The following is a 17542-nucleotide window of genomic DNA, read 5'->3' as shown; positions in this document are numbered from 1 at the left end:
GAGCCCAACCCGCAGAAACGGTGGGTTCGTCTCCGCCGAGCCCGCAGAAAAGGTGGGTGCACCCCGCAGCACACCCACCGATACTGCGGTCTCGGCGCGGTGCGGCGCGGCGCGCGCCCCGGTGGTATTTTCTGAACATGAGCCCCGAGGCGATCGCCACGCTCACGCACCTGCGCCGTGCGCGCGACCTCATCGACCGCGACTACGCGAAGCCCCTCGACGTTCCGACCATGGCGGCCAGGGCGCTCATGTCGCCCGCGCACTTCTCGCGACAGTTCCGCGACGCCTACGGTGAGACCCCCTACCGCTACCTCATGACCCGGCGCATCGAGCGCGCAATGGCGCTCCTGCGCGCGGGCGTCAGCGTGACGGATGCCTGCATGACGGTCGGGGCGACCTCGCTCGGCTCCTTCAGCTCCCGGTTCAGTGAGATCACGGGCATGACCCCGAGCGAGTACCGCATTCGGGAGCACTCCGCCGTCAACGCGATGCCGTCGTGCGTCGCGAAGGCGCACACCCGCCCGAGCGGGCAGCGAGGCGATGCGGCGGTGCAGATCTCGGGATTCCTGCCGAGCAGCATCCGTGACTCCGTGGGCGCACCCGCCTCCTGAGGTCCCCCCGCCCCGCGCCCGATCGAACGGCGCACTGCAGTGCGCGAGAAATCTTCGCGCCGAGGGAATAGTTGACCTCAGTCAATAGTTGACCCAGTACAACTAAGAGATATATAGTTGATATTGATCAACTTGTGAAAGAAGGACACCCGTCTTGTCAGCAACAACCCTCCCGTCAGTGGAGCAGAAGCGTTCGCACCGCGAGGTGCTCATCGCGCTCTCCGGACTCGTCATGGGCATGTTCGTCGCCGTCCTCTCGGGCACGGTCGTCTCGACCTCGATGCCCCGCATCATCGCCGACCTCGGCGGCGACCAGACCGCCTACACCTGGGTCATCACCTCGACCCTTCTCGCCACCGCCGTCTCGACTCCCATCTGGGGCAAGCTCGCCGACCTGCTCGACCGCAAGGTGCTGCTGCAGGTCGCGCTCGGCCTCTTCGTCGTGGGCACCGCGATCGCCGGGTTCGCCCAGAACACGACCATGCTCATCGCGGTCCGCGTCGTGCAGGGCCTCGGCGCCGGCGGCCTGATGTCGCTCGTCATGATCGCCGTCGCGCTCATCATCTCTCCCCGTGAGCGTGGAAAGTACATGGGCCTCGTGGGCGGCGTCATGGCCATGGCCACCATCGGCGGTCCGCTGCTCGGCGGCGTGATCACCGACTCCTTCGGATGGCGTGCCAACTTCTTCATCGGCATCCCCTTCGCCGTCGTCGCCATCATCCTCATCCAGCGCACGCTGCACCTGCCGAAGAACAGCCGCAAGGTGAGCATCGACTACCTCGGTGCCGCGCTCCTGGCCATCGGCGTCTCGCTCGCCCTCGTGTGGGTCTCGCTCGGCGGAAACCAGTTCGACTGGAACTCGACCACGAGCTTCGTCATGGCCGGCGTCTCCGCCGTTGCGCTCATCGCCTTCGTCATCACCGAGTTCTTCGTGCCGGAGCCCATCGTTCCGATGACGCTGTTCAAGAACCGCACGTTCACCCTTGCCGTGATCGCCTCCATCGCGGTCGGCGTCTCGATGTTCGCGACGAGCGTCTTCCTGGCGCAGTACTTCCAGCTCGCGCGTGGAGCCAACCCGACGGAGTCGGGCCTCATGACCATCCCCATGGTCATCGGCCAGATGGGCGCCTCGATCGGCATCGGCGCGCTCGTGAGCCGGTTCGGCAAGTGGAAGGGCTGGATGCTCACGGGCTCCGTGCTCATGATCATCGGCGTGAGCCTCATGTCGACCCTGCACTACGACACCGACTACCTGCTCGTCTCCATCTACATGGTCGTGCTCGGCGCCGGCCTGGGCATGGTGATGCAGAACCTCACCCTGGTCGTGCAGAACGACACGCCCGCCTCGCAGCTGGGCGCCGCGAGCTCGAACGTGAACTTCTTCCGCTCGATCGCCGGCACCGTCGGCGTGACGGTCATGGGCTCGGTCCTCGCGAGCCAGGTGAGCACGCACATCAAGAGCGGCCTGTCGAACTTCGTTCCCGGCTCGCCCGCCGAGATCGCGGGGCTGAAGTCGCTGGCCTCCGGCAACGTGCCGAAGGTCTCAGAGCTGCCCCACGCCATCCGCGTGATCGTCGAGGGCGCCTACGGAAGCGGCATCGGCGATGTCTTCCTCATCGCGGTCCCCCTGGCCGTGCTCAGCCTGATCGCGATCGCCTTCCTGCCCAACAAGTCGCTCTCGACCAAGACCGCGGCGGAGAACCTCGCGGCCGAGAGCGAGCAGGTCGCGATCGACCTGGCCGAGGCCGAGATCGCAGCACCCGTCACCTCGTCGGTGGGCATCGTGACCGGTCACGACGAGAACGACGAGGCCGGGCGCCGGCCCGTGAGCCGCTCAGCGGGGCGTTCTCACTAGCATGATCACCATGACCGGTGCCGACACGAGCATGGACTCGGCGATCGAAGACGTCGAGGAGCAGTTCGGCGTGCTGTTCAGCCGGGTGCGCACGAGCTGGAAGGATGCCGCGGCGCAGATCCACCCCGACCTGCAGCCCGTCGGCTACAAGATCCTCAGCACCATCGCGCGCTCCGGCTCGACGAACGCCCACGCCCTCTCGGAACTGCTCGACGTGGACAAGAGCGTCGTGAGCCGGCAGGTGCGCATGCTCGAGGACGCCGGCCTGGTGCAGAGCGAGGCGGATGCCCGCGACGGCCGGGCGCGTGTCCTTCGTCCGACACCGCTGGCCATCGAGCGGGTGAACGCGGTGCGCTCCGGCAACAAGGGCAGGTTGCACGAGCTGCTGCGCTCCTGGCCGGAGTCGGACGTGAGGGCGTTCGCCGACATGCTCGGCAAGCTCACCGCCGTCTGAGGCGCAGGCAACGAAGAAGGGCGGCACACCGATCGGTGTGCCGCCCTTCTTCGTGTCTCTGCGACTACGCGGTGCGGCGGCTGCCCTTGCGGCCCACGATGAGGCCGTAGATGAGCAGCACGATGATCGATCCGACGATCGCGAGCAGCCAGGTCTGGATGGAGAAGAAGTCCTGCAGCGGGGCGTTGAAGAGCAGGCCGCCCAGCCATCCGCCGAGGAGTGCGCCGACGATGCCGAGCAGCAGCGTGATGAGCCAGCCGCCGCCCTGCTTGCCCGGGAGGATCAGCTTGGCGATGGCGCCGGCGAGAAGACCGAGGATGAGGAAACCGAAGAAGCCCATTTGGGGGTTCGCCCTTTCAGATGCTGTGTGTGCCGCGCCGGTGGACGGGGCGTACCGACAGTAGCGTTTGCTGGGAGAACCAACCGGAGGGTGGCGCGTCGCACACCGCGTCTGCTATAGGCGCGCAGGGAGTGAGACCGTGAACGTGGTCGCTGCCGGTTCGCTCGTGACACTCACCGTTCCGCCGTGCGCCTCGACGACCGCGCGCACGATGGCCAAGCCGAGTCCGGTACTGCCCGTCGCCCGGTTGCGGGAGGCATCCCCGCGGGCGAAGCGCTCGAACAGGGTGTCGGCGATGGCGGGATCGATACCGGGTCCGTCGTCGGTCACGCTCACTCGCACCTCGTCGCCGGCGTCGACCAGCGCGACAGTGACGGTCGTCCCCTCAGGCGTGTGCACGCGCGCGTTGGCGAGCAGGTTCATCACGACCTGCTGCAGTCGCGGCGCGTCGCCGCTCACCTCGATGGGCTCGTCGGGCAGGTCCAGTTCCCACACGTGATCCGGCCCGGATGCGTGGGCATCTCCCACGGCGTCCACGAGCAGGGCGGTGAGGTCGACGCGCTCGTGCGCCAGCTCGCGCCCCTCATCCAGGCGCGCGAGGAGCAGCAGGTCTTCGACCAGCCCCGTCATGCGCACCGACTCGGACTCGATGCGGGAGAGTGCCCGTGCGATGTCGGGAGAGAGCTCTTCACCGCTGCGACGGGTGAGCTCGGAGTACCCGCGAATGGAGGCGAGCGGCGTGCGCAGCTCGTGCGAGGCATCCGCCACGAACTGCCGGACCTTCTGTTCGCTCTGCTGCCGCGCCTCCAGTGCCGCTCCGACGTGATCGAGCATCGTGTTCAGGGCAGAGCCGACATGCCCGACCTCTGTGCGGGGGTCGGCGTCGCGGGCGGGCACGCGCTCGGCGAGCGCGACCTCGCCGTGGGCCAGCGGCAGGCGCGCCACCCGGGTGGCCGTCTCCGTGACGCGGGTGAGTGGGCGCAGGGCGATGCGGATGAGCCACGAACCGATGACCCCGACGATGACGACTCCGAGGATGGCGACGATCGCGATGGTCACCGAGAGCTGGGCCGTCGTGGCGTTGACGCCCGTCAGCGGCAGCCCGATGAAGATGATTCCGCCGAGCTCCCGGTCGATCGCGACGACGCGGTACTCGCCGAGATCGCCCCCCACGTCGACGGTGTGAGGGCGTCCATCGATCGGCACGCTCACCAGGCGCATGCCCTGCGCCACCGTCATGAGCCGCACCGCCCCCTCCTCATCGAGGTAGCCGGCGCTCTGCACGCTGCGGTCGGCCGCGACCAGCGCGATGGTGCCCTCGGCCTGACCCGGGGTCTCGAGGATCATGGCCGCGCTCGGAAGGCCGATGGCCCCTGATCCGTCGTCGTCGGGGCGCAGCGGACCGACAGCCACACGTCCGCGCTCCGTCGCGTTCTGCAGCTGCGAGTCGACGCGTTCGACGAGCGAGGTGTGCAGCACGAGCACGCTCACGATGCCGACGATGGCGCTGACGACGACGAGCACCGCCACGACCGTGATGAGCAGTCGGCGGTTCAGGGTCCACGGCGCCCGGTCGCGCTTGGCTGCGATCACTAGGCGGGCTTGATGAGGTACCCGGCGCCCCGCACCGTGTGGATCATGGGGGTGCGACCGGCGTCGATCTTCTTGCGCAGGTAGGAGATGTAGATCTCCACGACGCTCGAGCGTCCGCCGAAGTCGTAGCTCCACACGCGGTCGAGGATCTGCGCCTTGCTGAGCACGCGGCGGGGATTGCGCATGAGAAAGCGCAGCAACTCGAACTCCGTGGCCGTGAGCTCGATGTTCTCGCCGCCCCGGGTGACCTCGTGGCTGTCCTCGTTGAGCACGAGGTCGCCGATCTCGATCACGGGGTCGGAGGCGACGGCCGTCGTGAGCGTCGATCGCCGTACCAGCCCGCGCAGCCGGGCGACGACCTCTTCGAGGCTGAACGGCTTGGTGACGTAGTCGTCGCCGCCCGCAGTCAGTCCCTTCAGGCGGTCATCGAGCGAGTCCTTGGCGGTGAGGAACAGCACCGGGGCTTCCGGCCGGTCGGCGCGTACCCGTTGCAGCACCTGCAAGCCGTCGATGTCGGGAAGCATGATGTCGAGCACGATCGCATCCGGCCGGAACTCCCGCGCCGCGGCCACGGCGCTGCGGCCGTCGGATGCGGTACGCACGTCCCAGCCCTCGTAGCGCAATGCCATCTGGAGCAGGTCGGTGAGGGTGTTCTCGTCGTCGACGACGAGAACACGAATGGGACTGCCGTCGGCTCGGCGGATGCCGGGCGTATGTGCGCGCGCGGCCGCCTGCTCTGTGAGATTGCTCGTCATGGTGTCTACCAGTATTCGCGGTTTCCTATGAAGGAGCTATGCGGGCGTTGGGAATCAGCTTGGCCAGGGCCTGCTGTGCCTGAGAGAACCGGCGTCTCAGGCGAGGCAAAGGTGCGGCATAGCCCTCCGATAAGCGCGCTGCCTAGCGTCGGCTCGACCGAATCGAAGGAGCAGCATGTTCTTCACCTACTTACGACGCGAACTCGCGGGGCGGCGACGGCAGACCGCCATCATCGCCACGGGCATGGCTCTCGCGATCGCGCTCGTCATCATCGTCAACTCCGTGTCTGCCGGCGTCAGGGCCGCCCAGGCCACGGTGCTGGAATCGGTGTACGGCGTCGGCACCGACATCACCGTCAGCCAGGCCGCAACCCCCCCGTCGAGTGACGGCTCCGCCGCACCCCGCCAGCGCTTCCAGTTCGGCTCGGGTGATGGCCAGACGAGCGATGGCACCACGACCGTCAGCCAGTCGCGCCTCATCGCGGGGCCCGGAACGACGACTTTCGACGCGAGCGCGCTGAAGGACGTCACCGGGGTCGAGAACGTGAAGGCCGCATCCGCGACCCTGTCGCTGCGCAACGTGAGCTTCAACGGCCAATTGCCGCAGTTCAACCGGAGCCAAGGCGACACGACGCAAGGGGCCCAACCGCCCGCCGACCAGAGCGCCCCGCAGGGCGGAGCCGACGGCGCCGGGGGCAGCGCCTTCGACGTCGACTCCTTCACGGTGCTCGGCCTGGATCCGAGCGCCGATGCGATCGGCCCGCTCTCCTCGGTATCCGTCAAGGACGGCCGCACGCTGAAGGCCTCCGACGACGGCACGGCCGTGGCCGTGCTCGACGCCGACTACGCCACGAGCGCGAGCCTGGCGACCGGCGGCACCATCGACATCGGCGGCACGACCTTCACGATCGTCGGAACGGTCACCTCGAACACCGCTGACGGGCAGAGCGCCTCCAACGTCTACATCCCGCTCGATGAGGCGCAGACGCTCTCCACCGAGACAGGCAAGGTCTCGACGATCTACGTGCAGGCCGACTCGTCCACCGACATCGCGCAGATCCAGAAGGACATCGAGAAGGCGCTGCCGGATGCGACGGTCTCGACGCAGGCCGACCTCGCCTCGAGCGTCTCGGGCTCGCTCGCCACAGCGTCGAGCCTCATCGCGGGCCTCGGGCTCTGGCTCTCGATCGCCGTGCTGGTCGCGGCGTTCCTTCTCGCCATCCTCTTCACCATCTCGGGCGTGACCCGTCGTACCCGTGAGTTCGGAACCCTCAAGGCCATCGGCTGGTCGAACGGCCGCGTCGTCGGACAGGTCGCCGGCGAGTCCGTCGTGCAGGGACTCATCGGCGGCGCGCTCGGAATCGTCATCGGCCTGGTCGGGGTGCTCGTGATCAACCTCATCCAGCCCACGCTCACGGGCGGCACCGCCCGCGGCTTCTTCGCGGGCAGTGCGGGTTCGAACGCGGGAACGGGCAACGCCGCCCCCGGGGCGGGCACCGGTGAGTTCGCCGGTCGCGGCTTCGGCCAGGCGGCGCGGGCAGCATCCAGCGCGACGCAGAACGTCGTGCTGAATGCGCCCGTGACGGTCAGCGTCATTCTCATCGCGGTCGCATTGGCCGTCGTCGGCGGCCTCGTGGCCGGTGCCTTCGGCGGCTGGCGCGCCTCGCGGTTGCGCCCCGCAGAAGCCCTGCGGAGCGTCGGTTAGAGCTGGGAGGAACCATCATGTACACACTCGAGAACGTCGGCAAGACCTACACGCAGGGCCGCAGGACCGTGACCGCGCTGAGCGGGGTGAACCTGCGCATCGAGAACGGCCAGATGCTCGCCATCCAAGGCCCGACGGGCGGTGGCAAGTCCACGCTGCTCCAGATGCTCGGAGCCCTCGACCGCCCCTCCACGGGCACCGTCTCGCTCGGAGAGTCGGAGCTCTCACGGCTGCCCGACCGCAAGCTGGCCGGCATCCGCGCCAAGGAGATCGGCTTCGTCTTCCAGGGCTTCAACCTCATCCCCACGCTGACCGCTCAGCAGAACGTCGAGACGGCGCTGGAACCGCTCGGCATCCCCAGCGCGCAGCGCTCCACGCGTGCGGCGGATGCGCTGGCCTCCGTGGGGCTCGCCGACCGCGGTTCGCACCTGCCCAACGAGCTCTCCGGCGGTCAGCAGCAGCGCGTCGCGATCGCCCGGGCGCTCGTGAAGGAGCCCGACGTGCTGCTGGCCGACGAGCCGACCGGAAACCTCGACGAGGAGACCCGCGACGAGATCATGGACCTTCTCGAGGGTCTCTGGCGCGACCGGGGCCTCACCCTCGTCGTCGTCACCCATGACTCCGCCGTGGCCCGGCGTGCGGAGCGTCGGCTCAACATCAAGCACGGCACGGTGCGGGAGGTCTGAGCGCTCGATCGACCGCCGAGGGCCGCCGCATCCGACACCGGGAACGGCAGCCCTCGGGCGTCGGGCGCTACTGGTTCGAGAACGCGGCGTCGAAGGATGCCGTCGGCCGCTGCCAGAGCAGTGAGCGGATGAAGCCGAGCGCCTCCCTCGCGCCGTGCAGCCGGTCCATGCCCGCGTCCTCCCACTCGATCGAGATCGGCCCGGTGTAGCCGACGGCATCGAGGGCACGGAACGCGTCCTCCCACGGCACGTCGCCGTGGCCGGTCGAGACGAAGTCCCATCCCCGGCGCGGGTCGCCCCAGGGCAGGTGCGAGCCGAGCACACCCGCTCGTCCGTTATGGGGACGCAGCCGGGTGTCCTTGCAGTCCACGTGGTAGATGCGGTCCTGGAAGTCCCAGATGAAGCCGACGGGGTCGATGTTCTGCCACATCATGTGCGAGGGGTCCCAGTTGAACCCGAAAGCAGGGCGATGCCCGATCGCCTCGAGGGTGCGCACGCTCGAGACGTGGTCATAGGCGATCTCGGAGGGGTGCACCTCGTGCGCGAACCGCACGCCCTCGTCGTCGAAGACATCGAGGATGGGATTCCACCGGTCGGCGAAGTCCGTGAACCCCGCCGCGATCACCGAGGCGGGAACCGGTGGGAACATCGCCACGTAGGGCCAGATCTTCGAACCCGTGAAACCGACGACGGTGTCGACGCCGAGGGCGCGGGCCACGCGGGCGGCGCGCTTCATGTCGTCGGCGGCCCGCTGGCGCACGCCTTCGGCGTCGCCGTCGCCCCAGGTGTAGTCGCGCACGATCGCCTGGTGGCGAAAGTCGATCGGGTCATCGCACACGGCCTGCCCGGTGAGGTGGTTCGAGATGGCGAACACCTGCAGCCCGTTCCGCCGCAGGATCTCACGCCGCTCCTCGAGGTAGCCGGGCTCCTCCTCGGCCAGCTTCAGGTCGAGGTGATCGCCGGAGCAGGCGATCTCCAGTCCGTCGTAGCCCCACTCGGCGGCCAGGCGAGCCACGTCGGCGAAGGGCAGGTCGGCCCACTGGCCGGTGAAGAGGGTCACGGGGTGACGGGCCGCGTGCTGTACGGATCCGGTCTCGGTCATCGGTTCTCCCTCTCGTGCTGCAGTCGCTGCAGGTGACGGATGCTGCGCTCGGCGAGCGCATCCTGGCTCTCGGCGAGGGGCCTCCAGATGGAGGCAGCCACGGCGATCGTCTCGTTCCCGCCGGTGAAGCTCTCCAGGCCCAGCACGCCGTCGTATCCGGCGTCATCGAGCGCGTCGAGCACCTCGGTCCAGTCGATGTGGTCGTCGCCGACGGGGCCCCGGTCGTTGCCGCAGACCTGCACGTGGGCGATGTGCGGGCCGGCGAGACGGATGGCGTCTCCGATGCGACGCTCCTCGATATTGAGGTGGTAGCTGTCCAGCGCGAGTCCCAACGCGGGTCCGAGGAGCGGTTCCAGTGCGTCGAGAGCCTGTTCGACGGTGTTGAGCAGGCTGGTCTCGTAGCGGTTGAGGGGCTCGATCGCGATCCGCACGCCGGCGCGCTCGGCCTGGCGCACGAGAGGTGCCAAGGCTGCGCGCAGGCTCTCGTAGTGCGCTCGGCGCTCGGCCGCATCCATTCGCCAGGTGCGGCCCGTCGCGGCCGTGAACGGACCGGCCACCACGCCGGAACCGACCTCGGCCGCGACTGCGATGCAGTGCACGAGGTAGTTCTGGGTGGCGAGGATGTCGGAGGCCGGGGCGGCGATGAGGTTGCGTCCCGGCGCCATCGCGCCCACGACGACGGCACGCAGTCCGTGGTCGCCCAGAACCTCCCGGGCCAGCGACGGCGACCAGTCCCCCACGTTCTCGACCGGCAACTCCATCGCGCCGAATCCCATGCGGGCAGCGGTGGCGGCGAGCGCCGGCAGTGTCTCGTCGGTGAGCGGCGATTGCCAGACCCAGGTGTTGACGCCGATGGTGCGGCGCATCCTGCCTCCGTTCGGGGATGTGCAGTCGAAGCGAGCGTTCTGATTCCCGGCCCTTCGACAGGCTCAGGGACCGGGACCGAAGCGAGCGAACCGGTTCCCGGGCTCTTCGACAGGGACCGGGAACCGGCGCGCTCGGCTACGGAATCTGGCGCTGCTGCCAGACCGTGGGATATCCCAGCAGGTCCTCTCCGCCGAACTTGGCGTAGTGCCCGTCGGGCATGCCGTCGTTGGCGGCCAGGAACTCGTCGAGTTCTCCGGCGGTGATCGGACTCTGCGGCAGCACCCATTCGCTCGGCACCTGCTGGCCCTGGAAGATCATCGAGGCCGCGAGCAGCGGCGTGCGCCACTGGAAGTTGGAGTACACCGGTGCCAGGCCGTTCAGGCCGGTCTCCTTCCACTTGCGCAGGAAGCTGAGCTCGTCCTCCCCCGTCATGACGGGGTAGTCGACGCCGGCATCCTCGAACGCCTCGATGGCCGCGACCGCTCCATCGCCCGCATCCATCCAGACTCCGTCGACATCGCCCTTGGCCAGTTCGTCCGAGATGATCTTCTTGATCTCGGCCGGGTCGGCGCCGGTGAAGTAGTCCGCCGCCGTGATGTCGTTCTCGGAGAACAGCTTCTTCGCCGCCGCCCAGCGCTGTTCGAGCACGTCGACACCCGGAAGGATGCGCAGGGCCACGACCTTGCTGCCCGGTTCGAGGTTGTCGATGAGGAACTCGGCAGTGTCGATTCCCCACGCGAAGCCCCCGATCGGGTGGATGAACGTGACGGGGCAGTCGGTCTTGACGCCGCGGTCGAAGACGATCACCGGCTTGCCGGTGTCGCACGCGCGCTGCACCGCCGGCGTCATGGCCGCCGTCGAGTTGGGCGAGATGAGGAAGACGTCGCAGTTGCCCTCATCGATGAAGTAGTCGATGTCGGCGATCTGCGTGTCGTCGCTGTCCTGCGCGTCGCGGGTCTCCATCTCGGAGATGAGGCCCTGCTGCTGCAGTTGCTTCAGCTGCTCGTTCATCGTGATCCACCCGGTCTGGCGCCAGGGGTTGGAGATGGAGGCGTTGGCGAAGCAGGCCTTCTTGGCTCCCGGGCTCGTGAACTTCGAGGTGTCGACCATCTCGGCGTTGATGTACTGCAGGTACGGCTTGCCCTCCGGCCCCTCGGGAACGACGTCCCGCTCCGCGTCCTGCTTGTCGTAGAGGTCCTGGTCGAACCAGTCGACCTCCTCCTCGGCGCTGGGCTGGCCCGAGGGCGCGCTCACGTTCGGATCCGTCGTGCATCCGGCCAGTGCGAACAGCGCGAGCGCGCCGACCATGGCCGACGCCACGGTATATCTGCGTCGCATCACAAACCTCCTTTGGTTGTGTGTTCTGAACCCTCGCTGACGAGGGAGTGGACTGCAGGTCGGGCCGGGCCCTGCGGCTCCGGCTCCTTCTCCGGTGCCGGAGAAGCCTCTGGGGCGCGCCCGCGACGGCGCGACCGGAAATCGGATGCGGCGTAGGCCACCGCGATGATGATGATCACGCCCTGGATCGCGTCGCGCGACGTCGAGGGGACGCCCGCGAAATTCAGCAGGGTGAACAGCGCCTCGAGGGCGAACGCCCCGGCGGCGGCGGCAACGACCCAGCCACGCCCTCCTCCGAGCGTCACTCCGCCGAGCACGACCGCCGTGATGGCGATGAACTCGTAGCCGCGGCCGACCGACGGATGCACGCCGGCATAACCGACGAGAAGCACGCCGGCGATGCTCGCAGCGAGGGCGGAGATGATGAAGGTGCTCACCTTCACCCGGCCAACGCGTGCACCCGAGTACCGCACCGTCGTCGGGTTGTCGCCGAGGGCGAGGATCGTGCGCCCGAAGGGCCGCCGGGCGAACCAGATGGCGGCAGCCAGCACGACCGCGAGAACGATCACCGAGTACGGGATGATCTCGAGCACCGGCACGTCACGGATGCCGCCTCGGCCGATCTGGCGGAAGTTGTCGGCCGGATTGCCGGTGGCCGCTCCTCCGGTCCACCAGAGCACCCCGCCGAGCAGCGCCAGCATCATGCCGAGGGTGACGATGAAGGATGGCACCTTGAGCAGCACGACGACGAGGCCGTTCACGAGCCCGATGAGTGCGCCGAAGACGAGCATGAGCGCGAGCACCGGGAGGGCCTTGGACTCGTCCTGCCCCACGAGGTTGCCGGCGATGACGACTTGGGCGGTCACGACGGACCCCATGGACAGGTCGAATTCGCCGCCGACGATCACGAAGTACTGCCCGATGGCGGCGATGGCGATGGGCGCGACCCGCTGGATGAACCGGATGAACTGGGAGGGCTCGGCGAAGTGCGGGTTGTAGACGGTGATCGCGACGAGGAGCACGATCAGCAGCAGGAAGACCGCACCGCGCGGGCTGATCAGCACGCGACCCAGGTGGGCCAGTCCTGCACCGAAGCCGCGCTGTGCCTTGGGTGCGATGCTCATGATGCGCCTCCGCCCTGCACGACCGGGGGAAGATGCTCGGACTCGCCGACGCGTGAGGTGGAGGCATCCGGCACACCACCGCTCCCGCCGAAGCGCGCCCGGCGTCGATGCACGCTGCGGCTGGTGTAGACCGCGACGGCGGCCACGATCACGACGCCGCGCACGACGTCCTTGAGGAATGGATTGACCTGCAGAACGCTCATCACGCTGTCGACGACGGCGAAGATGGCCACGCCGCCGATGGTGCCCCAGACCGAGCCCCGGCCGCCCATGAGCAGCGTGCCTCCGAGCACGACGGCCGCGATGGAGAGCAGGTCGTATCCGCCCTGCGTTCCCACGGTCGGGCTTCCCACGCCGAGCCGGCTGGCCAGCAGCAGGCCGGCGAGCGCCGCGCAGATCGAGCACAGCACGTGGGCGACGATGAGCGGACGGCTCGTGTGGATGCCGGAGAGCCGGGCGACGTGCTCGTTGCCGCCGACGGCGTACATGTGGTTGCCGGTGCGAGTACGGGCCAGGAAGAGGCCCACGAGCGCGGCCACGACGAGCATGATGATCGTCGAGACGGGCACCGGGCCGAGCCCTGTGGCGCCGATGAGCTGGAACGCCCACGGCACCTCGCCCGCCGTTCCCTGGTAGACGGTGTCGAGGTAGCCCTTGATGATGAGGCCGACGCCGAGCGTCGCGATGAAGCCGTTCACGTGCAGTCGCGTGACGATGAGCCCGTTGACGAGCCCGATCGCCGCCGCCACCGCGAGCACGAGCAGCAATGCGGGAAGGATCCTGCCCGCGTCGCCGCGCATGGCCTCGGCGGCGATGAGGCTCGAGAGGCTCACGACGTAGGGCACCGAGAGGTCCAGCGATGCGCACAGGATGACGAGGGTCTGCCCGATGGCGACGAAGCCGAGCACGCTCATGCCCGTGAGGATGTCGCGGATGTTGCCGGGGCTGAAGAAGTTGCGGCCTGCGGAGGCCACGAGAACCGCCCCGATGAGGATCACCGCGACCAGGGCGATGCCGACGATCCACGTCGCGTCGAGGCGACGCCGGCGCCTTCCGGCGGGGTTCACGAGCGCTCTCCCATGCTCAGGGCGCCGGTCGCCGCCGCCAGCACGGTCTCCTCGTCGGAGGCCGCGGGAAGCTCTGCGGCGATGCGCCCGTCACGCAGCACGAGGATGCGATCGGACATGCCGAGAAGCTCCGGCAGCTCCGAGGAGATCATGAGGATGGCGACGCCGTCCGCGCTGAGCCTGCGCATGAGGTCGTACACGGCGACCTTCGCGCCCACGTCGATGCCGCGCGTCGGCTCGTCCATCAGCAGCACGCGCGGCGCCACCATCAGCCACTTCGTGAGAACGACCTTCTGCTGGTTGCCGCCCGAGAGGAACTGCACCTCCTGGTCGAGGCCCTGCGCTGCGACCCGCAGGGAGGCGAGCACACCCGGCACGTCCCGGCGAGCGGCCGCCGTGCGGCGGCTGAACACTCCACGCACCGCGAGCAGGGCGTTGTCGAGCACCGACTGGTTGAGGGCGAGGCCCTGCGCCTTGCGATCCTCGGTGACGAGCACGACGCCCGCGCGCACCGCATCCCGCGGGCGTGCGATGCGGCGAACGCGCCCGTCGAGCGTGAGCGTTCCCCGGGTGAAGGGTGCAGCACCGAAGATCGCCTCGGCGAGTTCGGTGCGACCGCTGCCCTGCAGACCGGCGACGCCGACGACCTCTCCCGAACGCACCTCGAGGTCGATGCCGTCGACGAAGTCGTTCCCGGCATCCTTCAGCGAGAGCACCGGCTCTCCGAGCACGGTGTCGTCCGCGACGGCGGGGTAGTACGTGGAGATGGGCCTTCCCACCATCCGCCGCACGAGCTCGTTCGTGTCGATGCCGGATGCCGGTCCGCTGGAGACGAGCGCGCCGTCTTTCAGCACGGTGATGGTGTCGCACAGCTCGAAGACCTCGGCGAGGCGATGCGAGACGTAGAGCACCGCGACCCCGCGCGCCTGCAAACGGCGGATGATGGCGTAGAGCAGCTCGACCTCGTGATCGGCGAGCGCGGCCGTCGGCTCGTCCATCTGGATCACCCGGGCGTCGTAGGAGAGCGCCTTGACGATCTCGACGATCTGCTGCTCGGCGACCGTGAGGCCGCCCACCCGTGCCGTCGGGTCGATGCCCGCGATGCCGATGCCCTCCAGCAGCTCCCGTGTGGCCCGTTCCATGCCGGCGCGGTCGAGGAGCCCTCGTCGTCTCGGCTCCCGGCCCAGGAAGACGTTCTGGGCGACACTGCGTTCGGGAAGCAGGGTGAACTCCTGGAAGACGGTTGCCAGTCCGGCCTTCATCGCCTGCACCGGATGCGTGAAGGCGACGTCCTCGCCACCCAGGGTGATCGTTCCCGCATCGGCCTGGTGCACGCCGGCCAGGATCTTCATGAAGGTCGACTTGCCCGCGCCGTTCTCGCCGACCAGGCCATGCACGCTACCGGGGTAGAGAGACAGCCCGACGCCGCGCAGCACGGGAACGCCGAAGAAGCTCTTCGAGAGTCCGGATGCGGTGAGCACGGGCGCCCCGCTCATGACGCCACCTCGACCCAGCCACCGCTGCGCACCGAGGCGAGTACGGCGGCGGTCACGCGCACGGCACGCAGGCCATCCTCGAACGTCGGGAGCCCGTCAGGCGGCTCCGCTCCCCTCATCGCCGCGTAGCTGTCGGCGACGAAGGCGTTGAAGGCGTCCTGGTACCCCATCGGGTGCCCGGGCGGAACGAGGGAGAGCCGGGCCGCATCGGCCGAGAGCTCGTCGCCGCGGCTGAGCACGCGGGACGCGCCCGGGCCCCCGAGCCACAGGGTGTCCGGCGCTTCCTGGTCGAAGCGCACCGCAGCATCCGTGCCCGAGAGCTCGAACACGAGGCTGTTCTTCCGCCCCTGCGCCACCTGTGAGACGAGCAGGCTCCCGAGGGCGCCGCCGGCGAGCTCGACGACGAGCGCCACCACGTCCTCCGTGGCGACGTTCTCGGTGCGGGCGCGGTCGGCGTAGACCGTGCGCGCACTCGCGACGAGCCGCACGATGGGCTCGCCCGAGACGAACTCGATCAGATCGCACAGGTGCGAGCCGATGTCGGCGAAGGCGCGCGACGGGCCGCCGCTCGCGACGTCGACCCGCCAGTCATCCGCGCCCGGATCGGCCAGCCAGTCCTGCAGGTAGGCACCGTCGACCGAGAGGATGCGCCCCAGTTCGCCGCGGGCGATTCGGTCGCGCGCCTCCCGCACGAGCGGATGGAAGCGGTAGACGAACGGCACCGTTCCGAGCACCCCGGCCTCGCGGGCGGCTGCGACGACGCGTTCGGCGTCGGCGACGGAGGTCGCGAGCGGCTTCTCGCAGATGACGTGCTTGCCCGCGGCGATGGCGGCGAGCGTCATCTCGGCGTGCAGCGCGTTCGGCGTGCACACGTGCACGACATCGATGCCCTCGGCGGAGACGAGTTCCTCGACCGAGTCGAATCCCCGGTCGATTCCGAGCGCGTTCGCCGCCCGAACCGCCCGCTCGGGAGAGGACGAGGCGGCTCCGGCGAGCGTGGCCCGAGCAGCCCTGGCCGCCCTCGAGTGCACGGCGGCCATGAAGCCGCCCCCCAGGAATGCCGCGCGCATCACGCTCGCAGGGGCCATGACATCCGTTGTCATGGAGACATAGTGGCACAGCGCCGCCGACTTCTGTCAAGCATTAGACAAAAGTCACCTGTAGGAGAAACAAATCACCGAGGGACTTCGGTCGAAGCGCTATGTTGTTTGCCATGGTCGACACCAGCCGGGCAGGCGCTCCCTCGGCGGCAGCCGCCGGGGAGCTCTTCCAGTTGCTGCGCGACGGCCACCCCCGCACGCGCGCCGAGCTGGCGAGCATCACCGGCCTGGCCCGGTCGACCATCGCACTGCGCGTCGACTCCCTCATGTCGCTCGGCCTCATCGGCCCAGTCGGCGATGCGCTCAGCACCGGCGGACGGCCGCCGTCGCGGTTCGCCCTTCGTCCACAGGCCCGGTTGGTGATCGGTGCCGACCTCGGCGCCTCCCACGCGACGGTCGGCATCACCGACCTCACCGGCACGCTGCTCGCCGAGCACTCGGAGGAGATGGACATCACGAGCGGTCCCGAGACCGTGCTGTCGTGGCTCACCGAGGCGAGCCTGCGCCTCTTGAAGCAGCTGGGACGATCCCGGGCGGACGTCGCGGCCGTGGGCATCGGCGTTCCCGGACCGGTGGAGCATTCCACCGGCAGGCCCTCGAATCCTCCGATCATGGCCGGGTGGGACGGCTTCGACATTCCCGGCTGGATGCAGCGGCACCTCGAGGTGCCCGTGCTCGTCGACAACGACGTGAACATCTCCGCCCTCGGCGAGCGCTCCGTCGCCTGGCCCAACACCGAGCACCTCATGTTCGTCAAGGTCGCCACCGGAATCGGGTCGGGCATCATCTCCGACGGACGGCTGCAGCGGGGGGCCCAAGGCATCGCCGGTGACATGGGGCACGTGCGGGTCTCGCGGGGAGCGGGGGTGTACTGCCACTGCGGCAACGAGGGCTGCCTGGAGGCGCTCGCGTCGGGGCCGGCGATCGCCGGCGCGCTGCGCGAGGCCGGTGTCCAGGCGCAGACCGGCGCCGATGTGGTCGAGCTCGTGAAGCGGGGCAACCTGCAGGCGATCCAGGCCGTGCGCCAGGCCGGTCGCGACATCGGGGAGGTGCTGACGGCGGCGGTGAGCTTCATCAATCCGTCGGTCATCGTGCTCGGCGGCTCGATGGCCCGCGTGGGCGAGCACCTCATCGCCGGAGTGCGCGAGATGGTCTACACGCGCTCGATGCCCCTCGCCACCGAGCACCTCACCATCGTGCAGTCGGTCGCTGCCGGGGATGCCGCGGTGCGCGGCGCGGGAATGCTCGCCATCGACCACGTGCTCTCGCCCGACGGCCTGGACGCCCTCGCCCGCGCGCTCTGAGGTTCGCCCGGCGCTGCTTCGCGTATCACCGGGTTGTGCGCGACCCGCGAGCGCCGTGGCGCCGGATGTCGCCGTCGGGGGTCAGAATGGAGGGGTGACCGATGTGCTGCTCGACCTGTTCGACGAGGTCGAGTCGGCTCCGCTG

The 17542-nt window shown here is 69.0% G+C and carries 16 protein-coding genes; 6 read left to right on the top strand and 10 right to left on the bottom strand.

Annotation, left to right across the window (positions count from 1 at the left end):
• The first annotated feature begins 137 nt into the window (after nucleotides 1-137).
• The 3 genes from WDJ51_RS12540 (at nucleotide 138) to WDJ51_RS12530 (ending at nucleotide 2920) form a co-directional block, all read left to right on the top strand.
• A complete protein-coding gene (locus tag WDJ51_RS12540; protein WP_337852787.1) occupies nucleotides 138-611 on the top strand; it encodes a helix-turn-helix transcriptional regulator in 474 nt (157 codons plus the stop codon).
• Between the two features lie 232 nt (nucleotides 612-843).
• On the top strand, nucleotides 844-2466 hold the full coding sequence (locus WDJ51_RS12535) for a DHA2 family efflux MFS transporter permease subunit (protein ID WP_443218496.1): 1623 nt from the start codon (nucleotides 844-846) through the stop codon (nucleotides 2464-2466).
• A gap of 10 nt (nucleotides 2467-2476) precedes the next feature.
• Nucleotides 2477-2920, top strand: coding sequence for a MarR family winged helix-turn-helix transcriptional regulator (locus tag WDJ51_RS12530; protein ID WP_337852785.1), 444 nt, complete (start codon nucleotides 2477-2479; stop codon nucleotides 2918-2920).
• Nucleotides 2921-2984: 64 nt separating this feature from the next.
• Here WDJ51_RS12530 and WDJ51_RS12525 read toward each other — a convergent pair whose 3' ends face one another.
• The 3 genes from WDJ51_RS12525 to WDJ51_RS12515 form a co-directional block, all read right to left on the bottom strand.
• The gene (locus WDJ51_RS12525) at nucleotides 2985-3260 is read right to left on the bottom strand and encodes a GlsB/YeaQ/YmgE family stress response membrane protein (protein ID WP_337852784.1); all 276 of its coding nucleotides are present in this window, start codon (nucleotides 3258-3260) and stop codon (nucleotides 2985-2987) included.
• A gap of 114 nt (nucleotides 3261-3374) precedes the next feature.
• Entirely contained in the window at nucleotides 3375-4853 is a 1479-nt protein-coding gene (locus tag WDJ51_RS12520) for a sensor histidine kinase (RefSeq protein WP_337852783.1), read from the bottom strand.
• Nucleotides 4853-5608 carry a response regulator transcription factor gene (locus tag WDJ51_RS12515; RefSeq protein ID WP_337852782.1) on the bottom strand — a complete coding sequence of 252 codons (756 nt, stop codon included), beginning with the start codon at nucleotides 5606-5608 and terminating at the stop codon, nucleotides 4853-4855. Before WDJ51_RS12515 ends, WDJ51_RS12520 begins: the two co-directional genes overlap by 1 nt.
• A gap of 175 nt (nucleotides 5609-5783) precedes the next feature.
• On the opposite strand from WDJ51_RS12515, the gene WDJ51_RS12510 reads away from it, so the two are divergent.
• Together WDJ51_RS12510 and WDJ51_RS12505 are read left to right on the top strand one after the other, a co-directional pair.
• Entirely contained in the window at nucleotides 5784-7313 is a 1530-nt protein-coding gene (locus WDJ51_RS12510) for an ABC transporter permease (RefSeq protein ID WP_337852781.1), read from the top strand.
• Nucleotides 7314-7330: 17 nt separating this feature from the next.
• Entirely contained in the window at nucleotides 7331-7999 is a 669-nt protein-coding gene (locus WDJ51_RS12505) for an ABC transporter ATP-binding protein (protein WP_337852780.1), read from the top strand.
• A 67-nt stretch (nucleotides 8000-8066) separates the two neighbouring features.
• Here WDJ51_RS12505 and WDJ51_RS12500 read toward each other — a convergent pair whose 3' ends face one another.
• From WDJ51_RS12500 to WDJ51_RS12470, 7 genes are all read right to left on the bottom strand, one after another.
• A complete protein-coding gene (locus WDJ51_RS12500) occupies nucleotides 8067-9101 on the bottom strand; it encodes a sugar phosphate isomerase/epimerase family protein (protein WP_337852779.1) in 1035 nt (344 codons plus the stop codon).
• Entirely contained in the window at nucleotides 9098-9967 is an 870-nt protein-coding gene (locus WDJ51_RS12495; protein WP_337852778.1) for a sugar phosphate isomerase/epimerase family protein, read from the bottom strand. The genes WDJ51_RS12500 and WDJ51_RS12495 overlap by 4 nt, the downstream gene beginning before the upstream one ends.
• Nucleotides 9968-10103: 136 nt before the next feature.
• A complete protein-coding gene (locus WDJ51_RS12490; RefSeq protein ID WP_337852777.1) occupies nucleotides 10104-11306 on the bottom strand; it encodes a substrate-binding domain-containing protein in 1203 nt (400 codons plus the stop codon).
• Nucleotides 11306-12430 carry an ABC transporter permease gene (locus tag WDJ51_RS12485; protein ID WP_337852776.1) on the bottom strand — a complete coding sequence of 375 codons (1125 nt, stop codon included), beginning with the start codon at nucleotides 12428-12430 and terminating at the stop codon, nucleotides 11306-11308. The genes WDJ51_RS12490 and WDJ51_RS12485 overlap by 1 nt, the downstream gene beginning before the upstream one ends.
• The gene (locus WDJ51_RS12480; RefSeq protein WP_337852775.1) at nucleotides 12427-13497 is read right to left on the bottom strand and encodes an ABC transporter permease; all 1071 of its coding nucleotides are present in this window, start codon (nucleotides 13495-13497) and stop codon (nucleotides 12427-12429) included. The genes WDJ51_RS12485 and WDJ51_RS12480 overlap by 4 nt, the downstream gene beginning before the upstream one ends.
• Entirely contained in the window at nucleotides 13494-14993 is a 1500-nt protein-coding gene (locus tag WDJ51_RS12475; protein WP_337852774.1) for a sugar ABC transporter ATP-binding protein, read from the bottom strand. Before WDJ51_RS12475 ends, WDJ51_RS12480 begins: the two co-directional genes overlap by 4 nt.
• Nucleotides 14990-16096 (bottom strand): Gfo/Idh/MocA family protein, encoded by a 1107-nt coding sequence (locus WDJ51_RS12470; protein ID WP_337852773.1) that lies wholly within the window; start codon nucleotides 16094-16096, stop codon nucleotides 14990-14992. Before WDJ51_RS12470 ends, WDJ51_RS12475 begins: the two co-directional genes overlap by 4 nt.
• Before the next feature lie 110 nt (nucleotides 16097-16206).
• On the opposite strand from WDJ51_RS12470, the gene WDJ51_RS12465 reads away from it, so the two are divergent.
• On the top strand, nucleotides 16207-17397 hold the full coding sequence (locus tag WDJ51_RS12465; RefSeq protein WP_337852772.1) for an ROK family transcriptional regulator: 1191 nt from the start codon (nucleotides 16207-16209) through the stop codon (nucleotides 17395-17397).
• The last annotated feature ends 145 nt before the right edge of the window (nucleotides 17398-17542 follow it).

Origin of the sequence: Rathayibacter sp. YIM 133350 (genome assembly GCF_037404875.1) — a bacterium.
GTDB lineage: Bacteria > Actinomycetota > Actinomycetes > Actinomycetales > Microbacteriaceae > Orlajensenia.
Note: the sequence above shows the minus strand (reverse complement) of the source record. Positions and strands in the feature narration are given on the sequence as shown.

What these genes read in the sequence shown, in the direction of transcription:
- WDJ51_RS12540 (WP_337852787.1), top strand. Translation starts at nt 138, where the DNA reads ATGAGCCCCGAGGCGATCGCCACGCTCACGCACCTGCGCCGTGCGCGC.
- WDJ51_RS12535 (WP_443218496.1), top strand. Translation starts at nt 844, where the DNA reads ATGGGCATGTTCGTCGCCGTCCTCTCGGGCACGGTCGTCTCGACCTCG.
- WDJ51_RS12530 (WP_337852785.1), top strand. Translation starts at nt 2,477, where the DNA reads ATGACCGGTGCCGACACGAGCATGGACTCGGCGATCGAAGACGTCGAG.
- WDJ51_RS12525 (WP_337852784.1), bottom strand. Translation starts at nt 3,260, where the DNA reads ATGGGCTTCTTCGGTTTCCTCATCCTCGGTCTTCTCGCCGGCGCCATC.
- WDJ51_RS12515 (WP_337852782.1), bottom strand. Translation starts at nt 5,608, where the DNA reads ATGACGAGCAATCTCACAGAGCAGGCGGCCGCGCGCGCACATACGCCC.
- WDJ51_RS12510 (WP_337852781.1), top strand. Translation starts at nt 5,784, where the DNA reads ATGTTCTTCACCTACTTACGACGCGAACTCGCGGGGCGGCGACGGCAG.
- WDJ51_RS12505 (WP_337852780.1), top strand. Translation starts at nt 7,331, where the DNA reads ATGTACACACTCGAGAACGTCGGCAAGACCTACACGCAGGGCCGCAGG.
- WDJ51_RS12500 (WP_337852779.1), bottom strand. Translation starts at nt 9,101, where the DNA reads ATGACCGAGACCGGATCCGTACAGCACGCGGCCCGTCACCCCGTGACC.
- WDJ51_RS12495 (WP_337852778.1), bottom strand. Translation starts at nt 9,967, where the DNA reads ATGCGCCGCACCATCGGCGTCAACACCTGGGTCTGGCAATCGCCGCTC.
- WDJ51_RS12490 (WP_337852777.1), bottom strand. Translation starts at nt 11,306, where the DNA reads ATGCGACGCAGATATACCGTGGCGTCGGCCATGGTCGGCGCGCTCGCG.
- WDJ51_RS12485 (WP_337852776.1), bottom strand. Translation starts at nt 12,430, where the DNA reads ATGAGCATCGCACCCAAGGCACAGCGCGGCTTCGGTGCAGGACTGGCC.
- WDJ51_RS12475 (WP_337852774.1), bottom strand. Translation starts at nt 14,993, where the DNA reads ATGAGCGGGGCGCCCGTGCTCACCGCATCCGGACTCTCGAAGAGCTTC.
- WDJ51_RS12470 (WP_337852773.1), bottom strand. Translation starts at nt 16,096, where the DNA reads ATGACAACGGATGTCATGGCCCCTGCGAGCGTGATGCGCGCGGCATTC.
- WDJ51_RS12465 (WP_337852772.1), top strand. Translation starts at nt 16,207, where the DNA reads ATGGTCGACACCAGCCGGGCAGGCGCTCCCTCGGCGGCAGCCGCCGGG.